Annotated in this window: 19 protein-coding genes, 1 pseudogene and 1 riboswitch; of the genes and pseudogenes, 10 read left to right on the top strand and 10 right to left on the bottom strand. The window is 58.6% G+C overall.

The window, feature by feature from the left end:
* Nucleotides 1-125: 125 nt before the first annotated feature.
* A pseudogene (locus HGP14_RS31585) lies at nucleotides 126-344 on the top strand (hypothetical protein); the annotation flags it as partial.
* Nucleotides 345-502: 158 nt separating this feature from the next.
* Nucleotides 503-1,303, top strand: a complete 801-nt coding sequence (locus tag HGP14_RS31590) for an HpcH/HpaI aldolase/citrate lyase family protein (RefSeq protein ID WP_168833770.1) — start codon at nucleotides 503-505, stop codon at nucleotides 1,301-1,303.
* A gap of 4 nt (nucleotides 1,304-1,307) precedes the next feature.
* On the opposite strand, the gene HGP14_RS31595 is transcribed toward HGP14_RS31590, so the two are convergent.
* The 7 genes from HGP14_RS31595 to HGP14_RS31625 all read right to left on the bottom strand — a co-directional run bounded on the left by HGP14_RS31595 (nucleotide 1,308) and on the right by HGP14_RS31625 (nucleotide 6,351).
* Nucleotides 1,308-1,979, bottom strand: coding sequence for a spermidine synthase (locus HGP14_RS31595; RefSeq protein ID WP_168833771.1), 672 nt, complete (start codon nucleotides 1,977-1,979; stop codon nucleotides 1,308-1,310).
* A 100-nt stretch (nucleotides 1,980-2,079) separates the two neighbouring features.
* Nucleotides 2,080-2,370 (bottom strand): hypothetical protein, encoded by a 291-nt coding sequence (locus HGP14_RS31600; RefSeq protein WP_168833772.1) that lies wholly within the window; start codon nucleotides 2,368-2,370, stop codon nucleotides 2,080-2,082.
* Nucleotides 2,371-2,564: 194 nt separating this feature from the next.
* Nucleotides 2,565-3,329 (bottom strand): 3-oxoacyl-ACP reductase, encoded by a 765-nt coding sequence (locus HGP14_RS31605; protein ID WP_168833773.1) that lies wholly within the window; start codon nucleotides 3,327-3,329, stop codon nucleotides 2,565-2,567.
* A gap of 13 nt (nucleotides 3,330-3,342) precedes the next feature.
* On the bottom strand, nucleotides 3,343-4,143 hold the full coding sequence (gene thiD, locus HGP14_RS31610) for a bifunctional hydroxymethylpyrimidine kinase/phosphomethylpyrimidine kinase (protein WP_168833774.1): 801 nt from the start codon (nucleotides 4,141-4,143) through the stop codon (nucleotides 3,343-3,345).
* The gene (thiE, locus tag HGP14_RS31615) at nucleotides 4,140-4,775 is read right to left on the bottom strand and encodes a thiamine phosphate synthase (RefSeq protein WP_168833775.1); all 636 of its coding nucleotides are present in this window, start codon (nucleotides 4,773-4,775) and stop codon (nucleotides 4,140-4,142) included. Before thiE ends, thiD begins: the two co-directional genes overlap by 4 nt.
* A complete protein-coding gene (thiM, locus tag HGP14_RS31620) occupies nucleotides 4,772-5,575 on the bottom strand; it encodes a hydroxyethylthiazole kinase (RefSeq protein ID WP_168833776.1) in 804 nt (267 codons plus the stop codon). Before thiM ends, thiE begins: the two co-directional genes overlap by 4 nt.
* A 52-nt stretch (nucleotides 5,576-5,627) precedes the next feature.
* Nucleotides 5,628-5,724, bottom strand: a riboswitch (TPP riboswitch).
* Nucleotides 5,725-5,874: 150 nt separating this feature from the next.
* On the bottom strand, nucleotides 5,875-6,351 hold the full coding sequence (locus HGP14_RS31625; RefSeq protein ID WP_168833777.1) for a cupin domain-containing protein: 477 nt from the start codon (nucleotides 6,349-6,351) through the stop codon (nucleotides 5,875-5,877).
* A gap of 594 nt (nucleotides 6,352-6,945) precedes the next feature.
* Here HGP14_RS31625 and HGP14_RS31630 point away from each other — a divergent pair.
* Nucleotides 6,946-7,920, top strand: coding sequence for an O-antigen ligase family protein (locus HGP14_RS31630; RefSeq protein ID WP_168833778.1), 975 nt, complete (start codon nucleotides 6,946-6,948; stop codon nucleotides 7,918-7,920).
* A 4-nt stretch (nucleotides 7,921-7,924) separates the two neighbouring features.
* On the opposite strand, the gene HGP14_RS31635 is transcribed toward HGP14_RS31630, so the two are convergent.
* The 3 genes from HGP14_RS31635 to HGP14_RS31645 form a co-directional block, all read right to left on the bottom strand.
* The gene (locus tag HGP14_RS31635) at nucleotides 7,925-8,629 is read right to left on the bottom strand and encodes an HAD family hydrolase (RefSeq protein WP_168833779.1); all 705 of its coding nucleotides are present in this window, start codon (nucleotides 8,627-8,629) and stop codon (nucleotides 7,925-7,927) included.
* Nucleotides 8,622-9,602, bottom strand: a complete 981-nt coding sequence (locus HGP14_RS31640; RefSeq protein WP_205927425.1) for an ATP-grasp domain-containing protein — start codon at nucleotides 9,600-9,602, stop codon at nucleotides 8,622-8,624. The genes HGP14_RS31635 and HGP14_RS31640 overlap by 8 nt, the downstream gene beginning before the upstream one ends.
* A 65-nt stretch (nucleotides 9,603-9,667) precedes the next feature.
* Nucleotides 9,668-10,582, bottom strand: coding sequence for a methionyl-tRNA formyltransferase (locus HGP14_RS31645; RefSeq protein WP_168833780.1), 915 nt, complete (start codon nucleotides 10,580-10,582; stop codon nucleotides 9,668-9,670).
* A gap of 196 nt (nucleotides 10,583-10,778) precedes the next feature.
* Between HGP14_RS31645 and HGP14_RS31650 the strand changes: the two genes are divergently transcribed.
* From HGP14_RS31650 to HGP14_RS36565, 7 genes are all read left to right on the top strand, one after another.
* On the top strand, nucleotides 10,779-11,891 hold the full coding sequence (locus tag HGP14_RS31650) for a glycosyltransferase (RefSeq protein WP_168833781.1): 1,113 nt from the start codon (nucleotides 10,779-10,781) through the stop codon (nucleotides 11,889-11,891).
* A 162-nt stretch (nucleotides 11,892-12,053) separates the two neighbouring features.
* On the top strand, nucleotides 12,054-12,905 hold the full coding sequence (locus HGP14_RS31655) for an ATP-binding protein (protein ID WP_168833782.1): 852 nt from the start codon (nucleotides 12,054-12,056) through the stop codon (nucleotides 12,903-12,905).
* A 13-nt stretch (nucleotides 12,906-12,918) separates the two neighbouring features.
* A complete protein-coding gene (locus HGP14_RS31660) occupies nucleotides 12,919-13,527 on the top strand; it encodes a sugar transferase (RefSeq protein ID WP_168833783.1) in 609 nt (202 codons plus the stop codon).
* 104 nt (nucleotides 13,528-13,631) lie between these two features.
* Nucleotides 13,632-14,591 carry a class I SAM-dependent methyltransferase gene (locus tag HGP14_RS31665; RefSeq protein ID WP_168833784.1) on the top strand — a complete coding sequence of 320 codons (960 nt, stop codon included), beginning with the start codon at nucleotides 13,632-13,634 and terminating at the stop codon, nucleotides 14,589-14,591.
* 554 nt (nucleotides 14,592-15,145) lie between these two features.
* Nucleotides 15,146-17,263, top strand: a complete 2,118-nt coding sequence (locus tag HGP14_RS31670; RefSeq protein WP_168833810.1) for a polysaccharide biosynthesis protein — start codon at nucleotides 15,146-15,148, stop codon at nucleotides 17,261-17,263.
* 75 nt (nucleotides 17,264-17,338) lie between these two features.
* Nucleotides 17,339-18,661, top strand: a complete 1,323-nt coding sequence (locus tag HGP14_RS31675; RefSeq protein WP_246704699.1) for a glycosyltransferase family 4 protein — start codon at nucleotides 17,339-17,341, stop codon at nucleotides 18,659-18,661.
* Nucleotides 18,649-20,922, top strand: a complete 2,274-nt coding sequence (locus HGP14_RS36565; protein WP_168833785.1) for an exopolysaccharide transport family protein — start codon at nucleotides 18,649-18,651, stop codon at nucleotides 20,920-20,922. The genes HGP14_RS31675 and HGP14_RS36565 overlap by 13 nt, the downstream gene beginning before the upstream one ends.
* Nucleotides 20,923-20,930: the final 8 nt, after the last annotated feature.

A 20,930-nucleotide genomic window follows, 5' to 3' on the forward strand; every position in this document is an offset into this window, starting at 1 on the left:
ACCGGATGTGAGATTGTACAGGCTCGAGAACGAGCCGGTAGTTGCTATGGGCTCAGACCATGGATCCGATTACGAAGGAGAAATTCGATGCCACATCAATGAACCGTTGACAAAAATCCTGATGTGAAACGGATTACGATCTCTTTGTTGCGACAAATGCCAAGACGCTGCGCAACACGATGATCGGCAACTTCCTCGATTGGTGCGGCGTATCGATCCCCTGCGGCACCGGCGATGCGGGAATGCCGGTCGGCTTCCTGTTGTCGGCGCCGGCCAATTGCGACGAAGCGCTGCTCGGCGCGGCGCTGTCGGCTGAAGCGATCATTCGTGGAGATTTCATTTGAAGTTCCAAGGCTTCGTTGCCTAGGATGCGGGTGATAGAGGAGGGCGGGGATGCCGGAGGGTTTGCCGAGTGGCCGTTTCGTGGCGCGCCCGCGGAGATTATTCATCGAAGAGAAGACTGGCAAATACGCTCTCGCTTGAGCGTTGAAGGGAGAATGGCATGACGGAAGTATCGGCAATCGACAGCTTTGCAGAGAAGATCAGGACGGGCGGGCATGGCGGCCTGCTTTCCGCCTGGGTCGGAATACCCGAACCTATGTTTGTCCACCACCTCGCGCAGGAAGGCTTCGATTCCGTCGTTCTCGACATGCAGCATGGGATGTGGGACATGGCATCGGCATCGAATGCTGTCGGTCAATGCCGTTCCGCCGGAAAGCCCGCGATCGCCCGTATCCCGGTCGGAGATTTTGCCGTTGCGTCACGTCTTCTTGACGCCGGCTGTACCGGTATCATTGCGCCGATGGTCAATTCGGTCGCGGATGCTGAGGCTCTGGTCAAGTTCACGAAATACCCGCCGCTCGGCGAGCGTAGCTGGGGACCGACGCTGGCGCTCAACCACATGAGGCTTTCGGCGGACGAGTATCTCCGCACGGCCAACCAGCTGACACTCACCATTGCCATGGTGGAAACGCGAGCTGCGCTGGAGGCGGTCGACGGCATTCTTGGTGTCGAAGGCATCGACGGCATTTTCGTCGGACCTGCGGATCTTTCGATCGCGCTCTCAAATGGGGCAAAGCTTGCGCCGGATACCGACGAAATCGACAGAGCGCTGGCGCATATCATCGCCCGCTGCCGCGCCCACAAGAAGTTTGTATGCGCCTTCGGCAGCGATGGCGCACGCGCGGGCGCTTTGCTGAAACTTGGCTGCGATATGGCGATACCAAGCGCGGACACAGCGCAGCTGCGCAGCGGCGCCGCCAGATCGATCGCTGCCGCCCGGACATTTGCTGCTGGCGGCTGAGCAGCTACCTGACGGCGAGCCAGATTACATGCCGCGCGCCACCGCGTTTGCCGTTGGCGCGCGCGTTGACCGCGTCCACCGAAAATCCGCTGTCGCGCAGCCTGCGGGTAAAGCGCGGATCGGGCGCCGAGGACCAGACCGCAAGCACGCCGCCGGGGCGGAGCGCGTCGCGAGAGGCACGGATGCCGTTGAAATCGTAGAGCCGGTCATTGGATTTGCGGGTCAGTCCATCCGGGCCATTGTCGACGTCGAGCAGGATCGCGTCGAAGCTCGCTCTCGCCGAACGGATCGCTTCGCCGACATCACCTTGCTGGATCAAGACTCGCGGATCGTCGAGACATCCCTTGAAAACGTCCGTCATTGGGCCGCGAGCCCAGGCGACGACCGCCGGCACCAGCTCAGCAACAACCACCTCGGCATCTGCCGGCAAGACAGCAAGTGCGGCCCGGAGCGTGAAGCCCATGCCGAGGCCGCCGATGAGAACCTTCGGGTGTTTCCGGCTCTTGATCCGCTCATAGGAAAGGGTTGCAAGCGCTTCCTCGGAGCCGCTGAGACGGCTATTCATCAACTCGTTGGACCCGAGCATGATGGAGAACTCGCTCCCGCGCTGCTTGAGGCGCAATTCGCCACCCTCGCCGGGGATGGTCGCGGAGTCGAGCTGTATCCAAGGTAGCATAGCGGCAATGCCTCACGTAAATTCGTGCCCCCCTAGCATGAAACGCACGCTAGTGAGACACAAATTGACGTAGGGGCACCGCAGCGGTTGTTTTTCCTAGTCAGGGGCAAGCCTGGCCGTAGCGGCTGGTCTTGGGCGCGACACCACGCTTCGGCGGCGGGCAACGGGCGGCATCCAACCTGTCGCGCGGTATGACGACATCGATACTGCCCGTCGGCATGGTATCGATGGGGAAGGCGAGGCGATTCATGGAGTCGTATTCCGGCGAGGTGCCGAGAGGGGGAGTGCCGTCGAAGCGGCCTGTATAATCCATGCCCGTATTGGATTGCGCCAACACGGGACCAGCTATGCCGAGAAAGACAATCGAAGTCACCGCGATGATCGTGCGCATGATCAAATTCCTCCCAGGTTGATCAACCCGGCGAGAATATCACAAACGGCCCGTTTGTTCCTGCATCTTCGATCACATCAGCGGGAGTGTTTCCCTTGGAAGCCAGTGGATTCAGCGCGCCGCCCAATTGGCGCCGCGCCGGAAGATCGGTCTCCTCTCAAGCAAGAGTGCGAGACCGGCGGTATGCAGGCGCTCTAGCCGAAGACAAGTCCACCATCGACGATGAGGTTTTGGCCGGTTACGGCGCGTGCCCAGGGGCTGGCGAAGAAAAGGACCGCATCGGCCGCTTCTTCCGGTGTCGTGACGCGGCGAAGGGGCGTGCTTGCTGCGATCAGATCGAAGACGGCCTCAGGCGTGGCACTGCTTGCATCCGTTGTGCGCAACAGCCCCCCGGAAACCATGTTCACCGTGATGCCGAGCGGTCCGAGCTCAGCCGCCGCCGTCCGCGTAAGCGAAAGCAATGCGCCCTTGGCGGCCGTGTAGTCATGATAGGGTACGACCGGGTTCTGGAAGAGGTTCGTGCCGATCGTGACGAGGCGGCCGAAGCCTGCGGCTGCCATCGCGGGACGGGCGGCCTGAATGAGGTTCAACGCGCCCTTCACTGCGGTGTCGAGCTGCGAGGTCATCCCCTCCCAGGTGATCTGGTCGAGTTTGGGGCGGGCATCGCCGTTGAAGCTGAAGTCCGCGAGTGCGTTGTGAATGATCGTCGTCGGCGCGCCGAAGGCCGCAGTGACGTCGTCTACGAGCTGTTTCACCTGGCAGGCATCGCGGACATCCGCCTGGAATGCTCTGGCCCGGCTGCCAAGCTTCGAGGCAAGCGTTTCGGCTTCCTTCCCGCTGGCGCGATAATTGACGGCAACCTTTGCGCCTTCGCGAATGAAAGCCGCTGCGATTGCGGCACCGAAGCCGCGTCCGGCGCCGGTGACGATGACTGTCTGCTCGCTGATCGGCAGGCTCATTTTGAATATCCCTTTACTTCCAGAGTTGATGGAAATGCAGAACCGGACCGTGACCCCCACCGACGCTAAGCGAGTCTGCGGACGCGACGGCGGCAGCCAGATAGTCCTTGGCCGTGGTGACGGCATTTTCCAGCAGTGCGCCCTTCGCCAGTTCGGCGGCAAGCGCGCTCGACAGCGTGCAGCCGGTGCCGTGCGTGTTTTTCGTAGGGACCCGCGATGCCTCGAACCAGGTGATGCCGTTTTCGCTCGCGAGTACATCGGGGCTCTCCGCACCCTCAAGGTGTCCGCCTTTGACGAGAACGGCAGAGGGGCCGAGGGCGCGAAGCTTTTCCGCTTGCAGCGCCATGGCCTCACGGGTTTCGGCATGCTCCTCTCCAAGAAGGGCTGCCGCTTCAGGCAGATTGGGAGTGAGCAGCATTGCGAGCGGCAGAAGGCGGCTCTTGAGGACGTCGATCGCCGTAACGTCGAGCAGGGCCGCACCTCCCTTGGCGATCATCACCGGATCGAGGACAATGGGAACCCCGCGGTGAGGCGAAAGCGCATCGGCGACAGCTTCGGCAATCGGCGCATTGGCAATCATGCCGATCTTGACAGCATCGACGCGGACATCGGCGAAGACCATGCGGATCTGTTCGGCGACGAATTCGGGCGGGACGAGATGGACGCCGGAAACGCCGCGCGTATTCTGTGCCGTCAACGCCGTCAGAACGGCCATGCCGTAGGTGCCTCGCGCAGAAAAGACCTTGAGATCGGCCTGGATGCCTGCGCCGCCCGAAGGGTCGGAGCCGGCGATGGAAAGAACGTTGTAGATCATGTGCGTGCCTTTCTGATGGCTTCAGCAATGCCGGCAGCGGCTTGCCGCGGATCGGGCATCCCACAGATGGCGGAAACCACCGCCAGGCCTTTGGCCCCTGCGGCAAGGACCGGACCGGTATGGTTCGCCTTGAGGCCGCCAATCGCGACTGCCGGTACGGGGCAGGCTTTCACCAGCGTCGCCAATCCGTCGATGCCGATCGGCGGCTCGTGATCCGGCTTGGTCGATGTGGCGAAGACCGGGCCTATGCCGGCGTAGTCGATGATCGCGGGATCGACGGCCGCCGCCAGCTCTTCGGTTTCGACCGAAAGACCAAGGATCATCGATGGGCCAATGCGCTCACGGGCGTTGCGGGCGTGCATGTCGTTCTGGCCGACATGCAGTCCATCCGCACCGATCGCCATTGCGGCTTCGACGTCGTCGTTGACGATCAGAAGCGCGCCCGTTCCGGTAAGCGCGGCTTTCAGTGCCCTGCCGGTATCGACAAGGCTTGCCGTACCGGCTTGCTTGTCCCGAAGCTGCACGATGGTCGCCCCTCCGGAAACTGCGGCGCGGGCCGTTTCGACCATGCCGATGCCAGCGCAAAGGTCTCGATCGAGAACGAGATAGAGCGAAAGATCGAAGCGCTTCATGCCGCCGTCACCCGCGCTTCCGCATCAAGCGCCGCAGCATCCAACCCGGCAAGCGCGTCAAGGAAACGCCATCCGAAAGAGCCCGGACCGTCCGCCCGGGCTGCAGCCTTTTCGCCTGCGACCGCAAAACTGGCCAGCGCCGCCACGGTGGCGTCGAATGGTTCATCAGGGACCGTCGCGGCGAATGCTCCTACGAGGCAGGTCAGCGAGCAGCCGAGGGCCGTGACTTGCGGCATCAGCGGCGATCCGCCCGCAATTCGACAGGCCCCCGTTCCATCGGTGACGAAATCGACCGCTCCGGTGACGGCTACCACGCTCCCGTATTGTCTGGCGAGGCTACGCGCGGCCTCTTCCGCCTGCTCGACCGGGTCACGGCTGTCGACGCCCCGGCCGCGGCTTTCGCCGCCGCCGAGCGCGATGATCTCCGACGCGTTGCCTCGAATGATCGCCGGCTTCAGGTCCAGAAGCTGCGCCACGGCTTGCCGGCGGAAACCGGTCGCATAATGGGCAACCGGATCGAGCACCCAAGGCTTGCCGTTTGCTACCGCCGATCTGGCGGCATTTTGCATGCCCTTCAGCCAATTCGCGGACAGCGTTCCGATGTTGATGGTCAGCGCGCCGGCGATCGCGGCAAACTCGCCGGCTTCCTCTTCGGCATGGACCATGGCCGGGGAGGCGCCTGCGGCGAGCACAACGTTGGCCGCGATATTCATCGCGACATAGTTGGTGATGCAATGAACGAGCGGCGCCGAAGCGCGCATTGCTGCAAGGAGTTTTCCAGGCGAGTTTTGTATCTGCATTTTGCCCCTTTTCCGACGGGGCAAAGACGCGTGGAGCCTGGCCAACAAGAAGCGAGGGCTCCGAGCGACTCCCTCCGCCGGCATGATCCGGTTCAGGTTCGAAGGGTGCTTCTCAGCCCGTCTTGCAACGGGCGCCCCTGTCTCTCACTGCGATCTTCATCGCAGACAAACGCCCGGCTGTCACCTCGAAAATGTGCATGCCTGCTCTTCGTCGACGGAGCTGCGGCCCCCGGCGCGGCCGGCACCCAGATTGAAGAAATGGTAGCGGCGCCGTCCGGTTATGGGAGAGCCCGGCCCATTCAAGTTCTGTGAATCGGGTCTATCCAGCGCACCTCTTCGGGCTTTTCCGCAGGCTCGATGTCCAGGTTCACGACGATGGGCTCCTGGCCGGAGCGGACAATCACGCATTCGAGCATATCGTCGCGGCTGGCGTTGATTTCCTGGTGCGGAACATAGGGCGGGACGTAGATGAAATCGCCGGGTCCGGCCTCGGCGACGAACTCCAGATTCTCGCCCCAGCGCATCCGCGCCTTGCCTTTGACGACAAAGATAATGCTTTCGAGATCGCCGTGATGGTGCGGGCCTGTTTTGGCATTGGCATGGATTGTCACCGTTCCGGCCCAGATCTTTTCCGCACCGGCGCGCGCTTGGTTGACCGCGGCCGCGCGGTTCATGCCGGGCGTCTGCGCCGTATTCGGATCGAGCGAATTGCCTGGAATCACCTTCACCCCGTGTTCGCGCCAGTCGATAGGTCCGTGGTCGTGGTCATGCGACATATTCTTCCCTCCGTATTATGAAAACAGGCTCCAATGAGGAAGCAAGAAGGCTAACCAGGCACCAAGGCGGGGATGCCCTGCTGGGCTACCACGTGCTGGCCCTGCCGGCTTGCCTAAAGGCCGTGAAGCCTGCGTCTCGCAGTTTGTGCTTCATGGTACATGCATTGATGCGCCGCGCTCAACCTCACAGGGAATCGCGTTCTGAAGTTTTCGGAAGCGATCGGGGCTAACCCGATTAGGTGACGATACTTCGCTCTCAGGTAATTTAGAATAGTCTGGACGGCGGAGGAGTTAGCGATGAACTCAAATGATGTTACATCGGCTGGCGAACTCAGTGAGCCCACATATGCTCACGAGCAGCCTACGGGCGCGTCATTCTCCCGGTCTATCGAGTCATATGCATTTTTCGCGGCGATATTTTTCTGCTCGATGAACTACTTCCGAACTGATTACGTATATTTCACCGTCGCGGACCTGGCTTTCCTGGTTTGCTTCTCGTTTGCTGCCGTAAACGGGCATATCGCGATCGATTCCCTCGGCAGACAGAGTACTGCGGTTTGGTGCTTCGGGCTTGCTTTGCTGCTTCTAGGACTGATGGCAAGCAGCATCGCAAGCCCAGCGCCGGATCGCGGGCTTATCGTCGTTCTGCAATATTTTTATGCCTATTTCATCATACTGCTCGTGTTGGGGGGAAGGTCCTACGAAGAACTCGTCACCGCCGCGAAGCTCTACGTTCTTTCGATAGTCACGATTTGTCTTCAAGGCATTTATCTCATTCACGTCGTTGGAGCGAAGAATACGCAATTCGTCAGCGGAAACGGGCGTTTCAGCGGTTTCATGGAGAGGGAAAACGAATGCGCCGCCGTAATCGCACTGGCGGTTCCAATCCTGTTCCTGCTCGTGTCGTTGGGCAAGATCAACAGGCTTGTCGCGTTCGTTGCGTTTTCCATTCTGGCATATGGCCTTCTCCTGACCGGCTCGAACACCGGGCTTCTTGGCTTCGGCAGCGGCATCGGCATCTACCTTTTGTTCAATCTGACATGGAGAAGAGCTGCGCTTGCCGCCGTGTTCTGCCTCGGCGTACCACTGATCGTGGAAACACAGATGCATGACTATCTGCCGGCGGTTTTCCAAAAACGTGTGCTGAGCGCCGTTGAAACGGGAGATATTACTCAGGCGGGAACATTCGGCTATCGCATCCAACTCATGCAGGAGGCGTCCGGTCACCTGAGCGAGACGCTCCTGCTGGGTTTCGGAGCAGACCAGTACCGAGAGTTCAGTTTCATCGGGCAGCCGGTACATAATGTTTATCTGCTTCTCTGGACGGAAGGTGGCTTGATCGCGGCACTCGGCTTCGTCGCCATGTGCCTGAGCGTCATCGGACCGGCAATCAGCGTGGCGCGAGTGAGAGGTGGCCTTCGGTACACGATTTGTATCTTCGCGACGCTCGCGGCGCTTTTGGCGATGGCGAATGGGATGCCGCACATGTATGGGCGCTTCTGGCCGGTTCCGCTGCTCATACCTGCCGTTCTGGCGCACGCCTTTGTCAGGCAGTCGGAGGATGCTTAGTCCCTTAGCGCTCGTCGCGACGAGCGCTAAGCGCCGCAAGGCATGTATCGAGATCAAGGAGACTTGAGATCACCGCATGGGGCCTATGATCGGGATTCGAAGGTTCCTGCATGTGGATGCGCCCCACGCGCGCAATCTGGATCGTCCACCAACCCAGCTGCCTTGGGGCGATAAAGTCCTTTGACGGATTATCGGCGATGTAAACCAGATCCGAGGGCGGCACGCCGGACCATTCTTGCACGTCTTCGAACGCTCTTGGATTCGGCTTCCAGAACTCGCGGCCCCAAGCGTCCGTATAGATGATATGGTCAAGAAACTCCTCAAGCTTCAGCGCGTTGACCTTTGCCATTTGTGTTGCGGCATGGCCATCGGTTATGAGGGCAGTCCGACCACTCCGTGCGGGATTGCAAAGATATTGCCGTGCATCGGGGGCGAGGGCGATGCGGGGAAGATGGTGCCGGTAGACCTCGACCATTTTGTCGACGAGCGACTGATCGCAGGTCACGCCCGCGGCCGCGAGTGCCTCGTCGAACACGCGTGAACGCCTGCCTGCAGCGAAGATCGCGTGGCAGTGATCGGCAAAGTTCGTGATTCCCATCTCCTGCTCCAGCCACGCGGCCGCTGTCTCAAACCCGCTCCTTGCGAATTCGCTTTCGAGATAGAGCGTGTCATCCAGATCAAAGACGAGGACGGCGTGTGTCTCACTCATCTGCGTCATCCACAAAGACCGCTTGGTCGTAACGCAGCATCAGCGCGCCAGCCTGCCAATCATTCTGACAGCTCGGTGGCAGGCCCGAGACTTCCTCAAGAAGCCATTTGGCAAATCGTGCTCCGGCATAATCAGCCAGTGGATAGCCGCCTCCGAAACGCGCGTTAATCTCGATGACCTTAGGTCCCAGGGCTGCATCATCGATGATTTGGAAGCAGAATACGCCTCTCAGTTCCGGCAGAGCCCTGACGATATCGTGAGCGATGACGGCATGTTGCGGATGGCGTTCGGTGAGGCCTTTTTCAACCTCGCCGGCCCTGATGCGAATGCGGCGATGTGTGATCACCGTTTGCAGGCTGCCACGAGCATCGATGAAGGCGTTGACCGTGTATTCCGGCCCCGTGAGGTTTTCCTGCGCAATCATGGGCTCGCCGACCTTGGCGGGCAGCTCATCGGGTGAGGCAACAATCCTGATCGCCCGGCTGGCGCTTCCGGACCTCGGCTTCATAAAGATCGGCCACGACCATTCGCCGGCCGCGACGAAGTCTTCAAGCGCAACGGTACGGGGAACGGGGACGCCTGCCGCCCCGAGCACGGCCGTCGTCGTGAGTTTGTCGCGAACGATTTCGATCACCGCTGGCGGGCTTACATGAACGCGGCAGCCGAAGGCCGCGAAATCCTCGAACGCATAGGCGAGCGGCAGGAGTTCTGGGTCGATCGTGGGAATAACGAGATGAATGTGCTCGCGTGATGCTATCTCCTGCAAAGCAGGAACGAACCCGGCGTCGCCGACAGCCGGAACTGCATATCGCGCATCGGCAGAGCGGCAGGCAGCACTCATGTCGGGTTCGAGGTCGGACGCGACGACCCTCAGCGAGATTCCCATTTCTCTCGCTGCCTTTCGAAAGCACTCAATGAGCGCGACCCTTCGGCCAGCGGACGAGATCAGGATGCTGATCGCTCGCGACGTCATTGGCATATCCCTTCAAGCATCCGTGCCTTCGGCGGCTTTGGCAGAATGCCGACTGCTGATATCGTTCAAGCAGAGAGGACGCGCCGCAAGTGACTGTGCATCGGCGGCCGTGGTTTACGGGGCCGCCAGCTGTTGACGTCTATACACCTGCCGTCGCCACACATAACGAGGAACCCGCAGTCGCTCACCGCCTGGATCTGTCCGGGAAGGCCGATATATCGATCCGGGTGGGGAAATAGCTCGGCCGCGTCTATGTAAATTCTCTTGCGTCCGCTATGCGTAAAGGCGCCAGGATAGGGATCTCCTACTGCCCGTATGAACCGCACAATATAGCTTGCGGACAGACGCCAATCGATCAAGCCGTCCTCAGGCCGGCGCCGCGCGCAATAAGAAGCCTTGGTTTCATCTTGCGGGATCCCCGGCGCACTGCCGGCTTCAATCATTTTGACGGCTTGAGGGACCATTTCCCGAACGTTCAGCATTTGCTTCGAGTAAAGGCTGCGGGCTGTCTCGTTATGGGCTACATCGAAAATCCGCTGCAGCAGGATCGGCCCGGAATCCACACCGTCGTCGAGCCAGAAAAGCGTCGATCCCGCCGTCTGCTCTCCGCGAAGAATGGTCCACGCAATGACGCCGCGTCCCCTCAGCTGGGGAAGGGCGGCCGGGTGGAAGCCAATGCTGCCGATGCGGGCTAGCTCGCGGAATGGGCGACGGCATATCTGGGACCATCCGATGACTAGGATGATGTCCGGATCGGCGCTGGCAATCCTCGCGAGGGTCTCGGCGGAATTTATGTCGGTGGTATAGCAGACTGGAATGTTTTCTGCGGCCGCCATCGAAGCAATATCGGCAAAGTCCGAATGCCGTTGAGCAGCAGTAAGTGGCAGGGTAATCACGAGGGCGGGCGAGCACCCCGAGGCTAAAAGCGCTGCCAGGGCGACTCTGGAACCTTCCACAGCTCCGACGAATACGATCCGCATTCGGTAATCCCGGGATTACATCGACTTGTACCCAGCGAGGCGACAAGACCCCGGTGGCATTGTATCAAGAAAGGCGAGGCTTCACGGAAATCCATTTTGAACCTATAAAAACACGAGTGTGCAACGGCTGTCCAGAGGCGTTGCAGTGTGCCGCCTTGCCGGTAGCTGGAGGAGCATCGTGGCCAGGGCAGATGTCATGCATGTCATCACCAATTTCACCGCACATGCGGGCGCCGAAACCATGCTCGCGCGGCTGCTGCATTCGTCAGACGATACGCGGATACTGGTTGTCTCCCTCATCGGAATCTCGGAACGCAACCTGAGGATCTCCGCCAATCCTCGCGTCGAATACGTCGCGCTCAAAGCCACGAGATTGACTTCTCTGGCGAATGCTACGTTCAAACTTGCCAAGCTGATCAAGCGGGAGAGACCGCGTGTCGTCGTATGCTGGATGTACCATGCGATGATCGTCGGCACGCTTTCGGCGTTACTGGCCCGCGGGCGCACTCCCGTCATCTGGAACGTCCGGCAGTCGCTGGATGATTGGGCATCGATGACGCGGAGCTCACGCGCGGCTGTGACGATGGCAAAGTGGCTGTCCTGGCATCCTACCGGATTTATCTTCAATTCAGCCAGAGCACTGCGGATGCACACGGCAGCCGGTTACCGGACGCGAAATGCCGTTGTCATACCCAATGGTTTTGAGTTACCGCAGCTTCCCAGCCCTCGACCGCGAACGGCCAAGCGGATCGGCATTGCAGCGCGGTTCCATCCTCAGAAGGACCATTTGACGTTCTTCAGCGCAGCGGCCCTTCTTCTTCAAGCGCATCCAGAACTCACATTTGTCGCTGCCGGAAGCGGACTTTCCTGGCAAAACCCCGCCGCCACCCAGATGATCTCGGCCGCGGGCCTGCCACGCCATAGCGTTGAGATGTTGGACGAGATCGAGGATATGGCCAGCTTCTATCAATCGATAGACATCCTCGCACTTTCTTCACGAACCGAGGGTTTCCCGAATGTCCTAGCCGAGGCGATGAGTTATGGGCTGCCCGTCGTCACTACTGACGTCGGTGACGCTGCAAGCCTCATCGGTGACGGCGGACTGGCAGTACCACCCAGAGATCCCGCAGCCTTGGCGGCGGGGATACAAGAACTTCTCGACAGCGGCCCGGCTCGTTACGGTGAATATGCTGGCGCCGCGCGGCGCCGTATTGAGGAAGAATACGCGTTGGAAGTCGTTGTCCGGAAATACGCCGATTTCCTGAACTCAAGCAAAACGACCGCTGATCGAAAATCAACAGCCATGTAATACTTTCGGACTAATAGCTAGTCCGAGATCGTCATCTGGATCATTCCATCTTTTTGCGCAATATTCATTAGGCGCCGCCGGATGGATGCGACTGCACAAGCTTCAGACACTCAACCTGATCCCTGACATGGCTGCGCTCACCGTAGACTCGCCGGGAGATGCATGGTGCTCAGAGCAACCGAGTTTTTTTCCAAAGAGGGAGCCTCAGCTTGTGATCCGGCCACGGAGTCGGCCTTCTTTTCTGCGCTCAAGATGCGCAACGGCACATTCAAGTTCACTCAGCCTTGCCGTTTCAGCGAACTCGAACGGCTTATTCAGCCTTTCGTGAAGGAGCGGTCGGGGTCGCTGCAAGAAGTTCTGGATATAGGGGTGTCAACTGGTGTGACGACGGTTGAATTCGCCAATTTTCTGCGGAGCAATGGCGCCTCCGCTAAGGTAATAGCAACCGACCTCTTCATTAACGCCCATATTGTTCATGCTTGGCCCCAACTCACTGTGCTTGCAGATTCGGAAGGGTGGCCTCTTCAGTATGACTTCCGGGGGATCGTTGTCCGGCCCTGGATACGCCGCCTCGACTACCTCACGTTGGCGTTCGTGCCAAGGCTGCTCGCCCGGTGGCTGTTGCGAGCTAGGGCAAGAGCTTTGATCGCCGCAGGCAGCAGCGAGGTCGTACAGATGACAACGCGGCTGCTGTCGAATGACGGCGATATCCTTTTCGTGGAGAACGACATCATGAAGCGGGCGCCGGCGTTTGCCGGTCGCTTCGATTTTATCCGCGCGGCAAATATCCTTAATCTGAATTATTTTGGCGAACGGCAAATCAACGAAGCGGTTGCCAATATCCGGTCCTATCTGCGCGGCCCCGGGGCGCTTCTCCTCGTCACGCGAACGAATAACGCTCGCCGGAACGCCGGAACGCTCTTCGAGTTGCTACCATCCGGCACTTTTCAAATTTTGAAACGGATTGGCGGCGGATCCGAAATCGAGCGTCAGATACTGCGGTCTCGGCCTTAGAGGGGTGCGGTAAATGTTGAAACGGCTCTTCGATGTGCTGTTCGCGATTACCGCAGGACTCGTGGCCTTGCCGATCCTTTTACTGCTCGGCGTGGCCGTAAGGATCATTCTCGGCTCTCCCGTCATCTTCAACCAGGAAAGAGCTGGGAAAGAGCGGCGGCTATTCAGGATGATTAAGTTCCGGTCAATGAGTACCACTAGGGATCGCGATGGAAAGCTCCTGAACGACGCCGAACGCACGGGAAAATTCGGCTATGTCCTGCGTCGGTCACGGCTGGATGAGCTGCCGGAATTATGGAATGTTTTGATCGGCGACATGAGTGTCATAGGACCGCGGCCAATCTTGCCGGACAAGATCGAGGTCCTTGGCGAGCGTGGACTGGTGCGTTGTTCGGTTAAACCTGGACTGACCGGCTGGGCACAGGTCAATGGAAATGCCAAGCTCACTGACGATGAAAAGGTGGACCTGGATCTCTGGTATATCGAACATCGAAATTTTCTCACTGACATACTGATAATCGCTAAGACCGGCCTAGTTATGGTGTGCGGCGAGAAGCGCAACGAAAAGCACCTTGCACAGGCGGTGTCTGCTGCGATGAACCGCGAGATCCGCCACTTTTGAGAGGGCACAGTCTGGAGCGTGACGGCAACTCCAATGTGAAGAGTTGATGGCGGCGAAGGCGGGAAATTGGGAGGCATCCCACCTTCGAGGCAGGGAGAGTTGGTATGCTGATTTCCGTCGAAGAGTGTCTTCCGGCGTTGCGTTGCCCGGTCACCCGATCCAGATTGATCAGAAGCGGCGAGAATTCGCTACGCACCGAAGGGGCGCCTGAAAACCAAAAAGACTACAAGATCGTGGCGGGGAGACCCATTCTGATCGACTTTTCCGACTCCGTGCTTGTCGAAGAAGAGGTTTTCGCCGCCAACGCCAATAGCCCGATCTCGCGCCAGAAACATCATGGGGCGAAAGCTCGCATCAAGCGGCTTCTTTCACCGCAGAAAGCAGGCACTCGGAACAACGTCAAACGTCTGATTGCTGATCTGGGAAGAAGGACGCGGCCAGTCCGGCTCCTGATTGTTGGCGGCGGCAGTGTGGGGCAGGGGATGGACCCGATTTACGAGCATCCTGATATTCGGGTTTACAGCTTTGATATTTACGCGACGCCAAACGTGCAGTTCGTTGCAGATGCCCATCATATTCCGCTTCCGGATGAGTTCTTCGACGCAGCCATCGTTCAAGCCGTTCTCGAGCACGTGCTTCAACCCAATCAGGTGGTCTCTGAAATATGGCGCGTATTGCAACCCCAAGGCCTGGTTTATGCCGAAACCCCATTCATGCAGCAGGTCCACGAGGGCGCGTTCGACTTCACAAGGTTCACCGAAAGCGGCCATCGCTATCTCTTTCGCCGCTTCGAAAGGTTGGACTCGGGAGCGAACGGCGGTCCCGGAATCCAGTTCATGTGGTCAGTAGATTATCTCGTCCGCAGCCTGTTTCGCTCCGTCACCGCCGGGAAGGTTGCCAAACTCGCCTTCTTCTGGATGCAGTATCTGGACCGGCTCATACCCGCTCCCTATGCAGAGGATGGCGCAAGCGGTGTCTTCTTCTACGGCAGCAAATCAGAGCGAACACTGTCGCCCTCACACATTGTAAAGCATTACCAGGGCGCACAACGTAACCACGGGTGATGTGAGGCGCCTCTGAACGCGCCTTCTGAAGAGTAGCCTGCGCGGCTGCCGTTTTGGAAAGAGGTACTCGCATCGCGGGTACATTCTCATCAAACCCGCGATCGTTGACGAAGACGGGGCAATGCGCGAGACGATAATCTCCTAATGATTGAAATATAATAGACTCGCCAATATTTAGTATATAGTCGTTATAACTATAATTAATTACCCGATCCGCGCATATAATACTTGCATACAGCTTTAATATAATGTGCCTTTACAAAAAAAATAGGTGATGTACCGTCGCTAAACCACTCTCGGCTCCGATCGAACCATGGCAAAACGTTGCGGAAACCTTGAGTTTTTCTGTCAATGCCGGGGAATAAAAGCACAGCATCGAAGCTTATGTTACCGCATCGCTACGGCGGGGCGCGTTGGAGTTGCAAGGGGATGCATGGATGGAACGCGGCGACAAAGTCATCTCAGTCCATCGGCGCGGGTTACACGTTCGACGAGACGACATTTTAGCGACATGGAAGACGATCTCAGGCATATTAGACGCTTTCAACGCGGCGATGATTGCATCTAAGAAGACGGTGCGTTCGCAAGTTCGAAAGATCAGGCAGGCTCCCCGTCTGTTCGCGACCGATCTTATTTCGGCATGCTTCGCGCTGACCTTCGCGTTCATCGCGCGCTACGGCTTGGAGGATGTCGAAGCACGGCCAGAATTGGTCAATAGCCTGCTATTTGCCGGTCCCCAATATCTGGCGATTTGTGCTGTCACATTCCCCATGGCTGGCCTCTACAGCCGCAATTGGCGATACGGCTCAGTATCGGACCTTTGGACCATTCTACGGGCGGTCCTGATAACCACCGCCCTTTTGGTCTGTGTGTTGTTTTTCATGACGAGGCTGCAGGACATTCCACGCACGGCACTGTTGTTGGAGGCCCTCCTCCTTTCACTGTTCCTGTCGGCATCGCGTCTGAGCTTTCGGATCAACGAGCTGTCCGCACCGGATCATCATATCTGGTTAAGGCGACAGTCCGAGCAGGAGAAAAAAATACCGACACTGCTTGTCGGTGCAAGTGATGCGGCAGATCTCTATCTACGCGCAGTTAGTCGGGACCGCAGCTGCGTCCATCGCCCCATTGGCATCATAGAGCCGACCGGCGCGTGCGAAGGGATGATGTTGCGTGGAGTGCCGATCTTAGGGACGCTACCGGATTTCCAGAGGATCGCCGCGGATCTGCGTCTGTCCAACTCATTCCCGCGCCACCTTATCTTTACGGAGGCGCCATCCGTTTTCGGGGAAGAAGCGTCCGAAAAGCTCATCAAAGAGGCTGAGGCGTTGGGTATCGCCGTTTCCCGTCTGTCACAGATGACGGAGTTGAAAAGAGCCAAACGAGAAAACACGTTCGAACTCAAGTCAATCGAGCTGACGGACCTGCTGGAACGGCCACAGACTGCGTTGGATAGGGAAGCTATCCTTCGGCTCATCCGCGGCCGCCGAGTTCTCATCACCGGCGCCGGTGGCTCCATCGGGACCGAGCTCACGCTTCAGATCGCGGCTTGTGAGCCGTCGCTACTCGTTCTTGTCGAGAACTGCGAATACAATCTCTATACGATTGACCTGGAACTCGGCGAACGCTTCCCGAGCCTGCCTCGGGCAGCATGTCTGTGTAATGTCCGGCGCGTCAGCCGCGTCAGTGAAGTCTTCGAGCAGTATAGACCGGAGTTGGTTTTTCACGCGGCGGCTCTCAAGCATGTTCCCATGGTTGAGATCAATCCGTGCGAAGGTGCACTCACGAATGTGATAGGCACAATGAACGTCGCGAATGCCGCCCGGCAGGTTGACGCTCTCGCGATGGTCCAGATTTCGACGGATAAGGTCGTCAATCCGACAAGCGTCATGGGGGGCACCAAGCGTCTCGCGGAGCTCTATTGCCAGGCGCTCGACCTCGAAGGCATCGAGAGAGGAAGCGGCCCTCGCTACATGACTGTTCGCTTCGGCAATGTCCTTGGCTCGAGCGGCTCCCTCATTCCCCTGTTCAAGAGGCAGATTGCTAATGGAGGGCCGTTGACCGTTACCGATCCCGACATGACGCGCTTCTTTATGACTGTTCGGGAAGCGGTGGAGCTGACGTTGCAAGCTTCCGCTTACGGACTCGAGGGCGATATCGGGAAGGGCGAGATCTTCGTCCTGGATATGGGGAAACCGGTGAAGATCATTGATATCGCACGCAGAATGATCAGGCTTGCAGGCCTTACTCCCGACGTGGACATAGCGATCAAGGTCATTGGATTGCGTCCCGGTGAAAAGTGCTACGAAGAACTTTTCGATATCAATGACACTCAGGTTCCGTCGCCCGTTCCCGGTGTTTTCGGAGCGGTACCGCGGCCGGTGCCACTGTTCAAACTCCGCACGTCTTTCGCTCGCTTGGAACGCTTCGCCGAATTGGGCGATGCGTCCATGGTGCTAGCTCTCATAAGCAGTCTGGTTCCCGGATACAATTGGCGCCGGTCGGCATACCGCGATGCGGTTCTATCCGAGATGCACAATGAGCGCGCCGGCAACGAGGAACGGGGTCGCGACGCCAATCTCCCGGACGACTTACTTACCGCTCTTGTAACTGAGGCTGATGGAGGACGTGCTGGACCGTTTGAACGGGGTCGCGCGCCCCGGCTGCAGTAGGACCAATCGTCGGCGGGGCGCCGGCTGATCGCCCCCTCGAAAACTTGCCAATCGGTGTCTCTCCTGGAGATAGCGTTGAACTTACACGCAACACCAACCGACACCATGCCGAAATCCAATTCGCTGCTTTTGCAGCAGCCGAAGCGCGGCTTACGTATCTTGGTGCTGTCAAGCTACAGTCGTTCATTAACGAATTTTCGTCTGGAACTATTAAAATCCATGGTCCGCGCCGGGCATGCCGTCGTCGCTGCAGGGCCGGAGGACGATCCGGAGGTCAAGGCTGACCTATCGAGAATCGGGGTCGAGTTCGCGCACACGCCCATGGCTCGAGCGAGCCTCAGTCCGGTCAGCGACATCGCGGCGCTCGTCCGTCTGAGACGGCTCATGAAAACGATCAGGCCGCAGGTAATCGTTCCCTATACGATGAAGCCCATTCTCTACGGTGGAATTGCCGCACGTATATCGGGGGTGCCATGCCGCTGCTTCCTGGTCACAGGACTGGGCCACGTTTTTTCGCAAGCTAGTCTAAATACCTTGAAGGGCCGCGCAATACATCGGTTGAGCGTTTCGCTATACCGCCGGGCATTCGCGGGCGCAAAAGCTGTCTTTGTTTACAATGATGCCGATTGGGCCGACATCATCGAAAATTCGCTGGTGGAAGACGTTTCGATTATTCACCACGTTGATGGCTCGGGGGTGGATGTCGACCATTACGCCTTCGTGCCTCCTCCCGGCGAGAAGCCGGTCTTCCTAATGGTAGCGCGTCTCATCAGGGACAAAGGCGTTTTTGAATATGTCGAGGCGGCGCGCCGCTTGAAGCGACAGCGACCTGACGCGGAATTCCTGTTGCTTGGTCCCGTTGACCCCAATCCAGCGGCAATATCGCTGCAAGAGGTTCAGCAATGGGCCCGTGAAGGCATCATAGATTATCTAGGCGAAACCAAAGACGTTCGTCCGTTCCTTGCACGATGTAACATATTTGTCCTTCCCTCGTATTATCGCGAGGGAATACCTCGCAGCGCTTTGGAAGCGATGGCTGTCGGGCGTCCAATCATCACCACGGACCTGGCGGGTTGCAGGGATACCGTCGAGCCGGGTGTCAACGGCTATCTCGTCGCGCCACGCAGCGTGGACAGCCTCTTTGACGCCATGTCGGCGCTTGCCGATCGCCTTGAACTGGCCGCTGAAATGGGCCGCCACTCCCGAGAGCTGGCCTGTCGCCGGTTTGATGTTCACCTGATCAACGAAATACTTCTCGATCGAATGGGCCTCTCAAATTCTAAAAGCCCAAGCCAGAATCTGGCGTCGCGCGGCTCCCGGCAGCGGCAGGCAGAGAAATGCACGACCACGGGCCAACGACTAAGTGGGATGGGGAGGGGCATTTCGTGGAGAGGATAAAGGTAACTCCGCCTGGCGTCGGTTCGCAGTCTGTCACCGGCAGCCATCATGGCGCAACTTTTCAGCAGCGCCTTTCTCCGCCGCGTTCCGGCTATGGATTATCCGATCTGCTGGAGATGGTGCGGCGGCACAAGTGGTTCTTCGGCTCTGTCCTGGCGGCCGGACTTACTCTGACAGTCCTGGCCGCGCTTCTGATGACAAAGGTCTATATCGGGGCGTCTGCCATCGTGTTCGACCGAAACGATGCTCGTCCATACGAGGCTGTCGAGGAACTTCGAAACCAGGAGCGTGACAAGTCGGTCATGGAAACGGAGCTGGACGTCATCAAATCGCGCGTATTCGTCGGAACCGTTGTGGACGCACTCGATCTAATCAACGACCCTGACTACAACACCTATCTTCCGCAGCACGATGACGAGAATGAAGGAGGCATCAGCCTTCTTGTGAATGCAGCGACCAAATTCCTGGCCCCAAAGCAGGACTCCGAGATGGTCGGCAGTCGGCTGATCTCTACGAGCGTCCAACGTGATCGGGCAATAACGACGCTCCTCGCATCCTATACCGTCGACCGCAAGGGCGACAGCCTGGCGATGACGATCCAGGCACGGCAGACAAGCCCGCTGAAGGCAGCCGCGATCGCCGACGCCATTGCGCAGCATTATGTCGATTGGACTGCCAAGCTCACGGATGAAGCAACGACGAACACGATTGACTATCTGAGAGGTCAGGCAAGTGAACTTGGCGGACGCATAGCGGCGATGGAACGTCAGGTAGCAGCGTTTACGGCCAATCGCGATCTGACCTTCGATCCCAAGGATGATGTCCTGAAGTCGCGCATGGCGTTGATTAATGAGCAATTCACGGTCGCGAGCGCTGATGAGACAGCCGCGCGATCGAAATATGTGGAGGCGAAAACGCAGCTTGCATCAGGCAACATAGCAGCGGTCGTCCGTGTCGTAACGTCCGAACCGCTGGATCGCCTTCGCACCGAACAATCACGTCTCGAACGGCTGAAGGCGCAGCTCAGCTCCAAGTTTGCCAAGAACCATCCATTGGTCGCCGATGCCGACGCCGAGCTCGAAGCCAATCAACGGCTGATGATGGAAGAGGCCGATCGAATTGTTCAGGAATTGGGAAATAGCGCAGAGGTCGCGGCCGTTCGCGCGGCAAAATTCAGTGCGGAGGTCGCGTCTCTACAGAAGCAAATCCAGGAACGGAGCCTTGCGGAAATTCGCAGACGCGAACTCGAGAGGGATTTGCTGGCTGAACAGAAGCGTTACGATCAGGTCGTGCTTCGACTTGGAGATCTGGACCCAGAGCGCGGCGAGCACAAAGGGTCAGCTATGGTCGCCTCCTATGCGGAGGTCCCGACAAGCCCTGCGTTTCCGAAACCGTCGCTTGTCATAGTTGCCGGAGCGATTGGCTCCCTCATCCTCGCCGTTGTGACAGCCATCATTGTCGATGCGCTCGATGATCGCTTGTATCGTCCGAGGGATGTCGAAGACATTTTGACCCGGCCGAATTTGGTGACGGTCCCGAGAATAAAGCGGCGCTTTGGCAAGGGGGCCAGTTCGTTCGAATATGTTCTCGACGGCCCGTCTTTGCCTTTTGCGAAGGCCATGCGGAATCTATGTCTGGCATGGCGAACGATCGGACGGCCGAGTGGTGGGAAGATTGTGATGTTCTGTTCGCCGTCGACGGGCGAGGGCAAGACCACGGTCGCCCTCGGAATGGCTGCGGCGGCGACAGCGAGCAATCTTCGCACGGTCCTGGTCGATTTTGATCCGTCAGCGAAAGGAGCAGGAGCTCTTCTTGGACTAAGCGTGCCGCGTTTGGTACCGAAGCTCGCCGATCCGCAGGATATATGCGTCTCAAGCACGGCCTCGCCGACATATCCCAGGCTTGATGTGGTTTTCGCGAACTTCACAGCCGACGATGCAGAACCGCTCTGCTCCTATCTGCGCAAAATGTACGATCTGGTCATCATCGACGCTCCCAGCTTGGACGCCGAGGAAGGGGCTGTTTGGCTCGCCGCCCACGTTGATTCAATCGTGATTATAGCCGCGGCAGGACGCACAACCGAGCGGAAGCTCGTGGGCGCGCTGAACCGTCTCTTGGTCAACCAGCCCTTCATACTCGGAGGTATTCTGAATCTGTTTTCGGTCTCATCCGAAGCCGGTAAGGCGCCACTAGCCGACCCGCATCGGCCCGGGCTTTGGAAGCGGTTGAAAACTTCGTTTGGTCGCAGAGCAACGGCTTGAAGGGCTAT

This window comes from Rhizobium sp. P32RR-XVIII, assembly GCF_012641395.1.
GTDB lineage: Bacteria > Pseudomonadota > Alphaproteobacteria > Rhizobiales > Rhizobiaceae > Rhizobium.

What these genes read in the sequence shown, in the direction of transcription:
- HGP14_RS31665 (WP_168833784.1), top strand. Translation starts at nt 13,632, where the DNA reads ATGCTGATTTCCGTCGAAGAGTGTCTTCCGGCGTTGCGTTGCCCGGTC.
- HGP14_RS31660 (WP_168833783.1), top strand. Translation starts at nt 12,919, where the DNA reads ATGTTGAAACGGCTCTTCGATGTGCTGTTCGCGATTACCGCAGGACTC.
- HGP14_RS31590 (WP_168833770.1), top strand. Translation starts at nt 503, where the DNA reads ATGACGGAAGTATCGGCAATCGACAGCTTTGCAGAGAAGATCAGGACG.
- HGP14_RS31625 (WP_168833777.1), bottom strand. Translation starts at nt 6,351, where the DNA reads ATGTCGCATGACCACGACCACGGACCTATCGACTGGCGCGAACACGGG.
- HGP14_RS31595 (WP_168833771.1), bottom strand. Translation starts at nt 1,979, where the DNA reads ATGCTACCTTGGATACAGCTCGACTCCGCGACCATCCCCGGCGAGGGT.
- HGP14_RS31640 (WP_205927425.1), bottom strand. Translation starts at nt 9,602, where the DNA reads ATGACGTCGCGAGCGATCAGCATCCTGATCTCGTCCGCTGGCCGAAGG.
- HGP14_RS31650 (WP_168833781.1), top strand. Translation starts at nt 10,779, where the DNA reads ATGCATGTCATCACCAATTTCACCGCACATGCGGGCGCCGAAACCATG.
- HGP14_RS31635 (WP_168833779.1), bottom strand. Translation starts at nt 8,629, where the DNA reads ATGAGTGAGACACACGCCGTCCTCGTCTTTGATCTGGATGACACGCTC.
- HGP14_RS31630 (WP_168833778.1), top strand. Translation starts at nt 6,946, where the DNA reads ATGGCAAGCAGCATCGCAAGCCCAGCGCCGGATCGCGGGCTTATCGTC.
- HGP14_RS31605 (WP_168833773.1), bottom strand. Translation starts at nt 3,329, where the DNA reads ATGAGCCTGCCGATCAGCGAGCAGACAGTCATCGTCACCGGCGCCGGA.
- thiD (WP_168833774.1), bottom strand. Translation starts at nt 4,143, where the DNA reads ATGATCTACAACGTTCTTTCCATCGCCGGCTCCGACCCTTCGGGCGGC.
- HGP14_RS31600 (WP_168833772.1), bottom strand. Translation starts at nt 2,370, where the DNA reads ATGCGCACGATCATCGCGGTGACTTCGATTGTCTTTCTCGGCATAGCT.
- HGP14_RS31645 (WP_168833780.1), bottom strand. Translation starts at nt 10,582, where the DNA reads ATGCGGATCGTATTCGTCGGAGCTGTGGAAGGTTCCAGAGTCGCCCTG.
- HGP14_RS31655 (WP_168833782.1), top strand. Translation starts at nt 12,054, where the DNA reads ATGGTGCTCAGAGCAACCGAGTTTTTTTCCAAAGAGGGAGCCTCAGCT.
- HGP14_RS31670 (WP_168833810.1), top strand. Translation starts at nt 15,146, where the DNA reads ATGATTGCATCTAAGAAGACGGTGCGTTCGCAAGTTCGAAAGATCAGG.
- thiM (WP_168833776.1), bottom strand. Translation starts at nt 5,575, where the DNA reads ATGCAGATACAAAACTCGCCTGGAAAACTCCTTGCAGCAATGCGCGCT.
- thiE (WP_168833775.1), bottom strand. Translation starts at nt 4,775, where the DNA reads ATGAAGCGCTTCGATCTTTCGCTCTATCTCGTTCTCGATCGAGACCTT.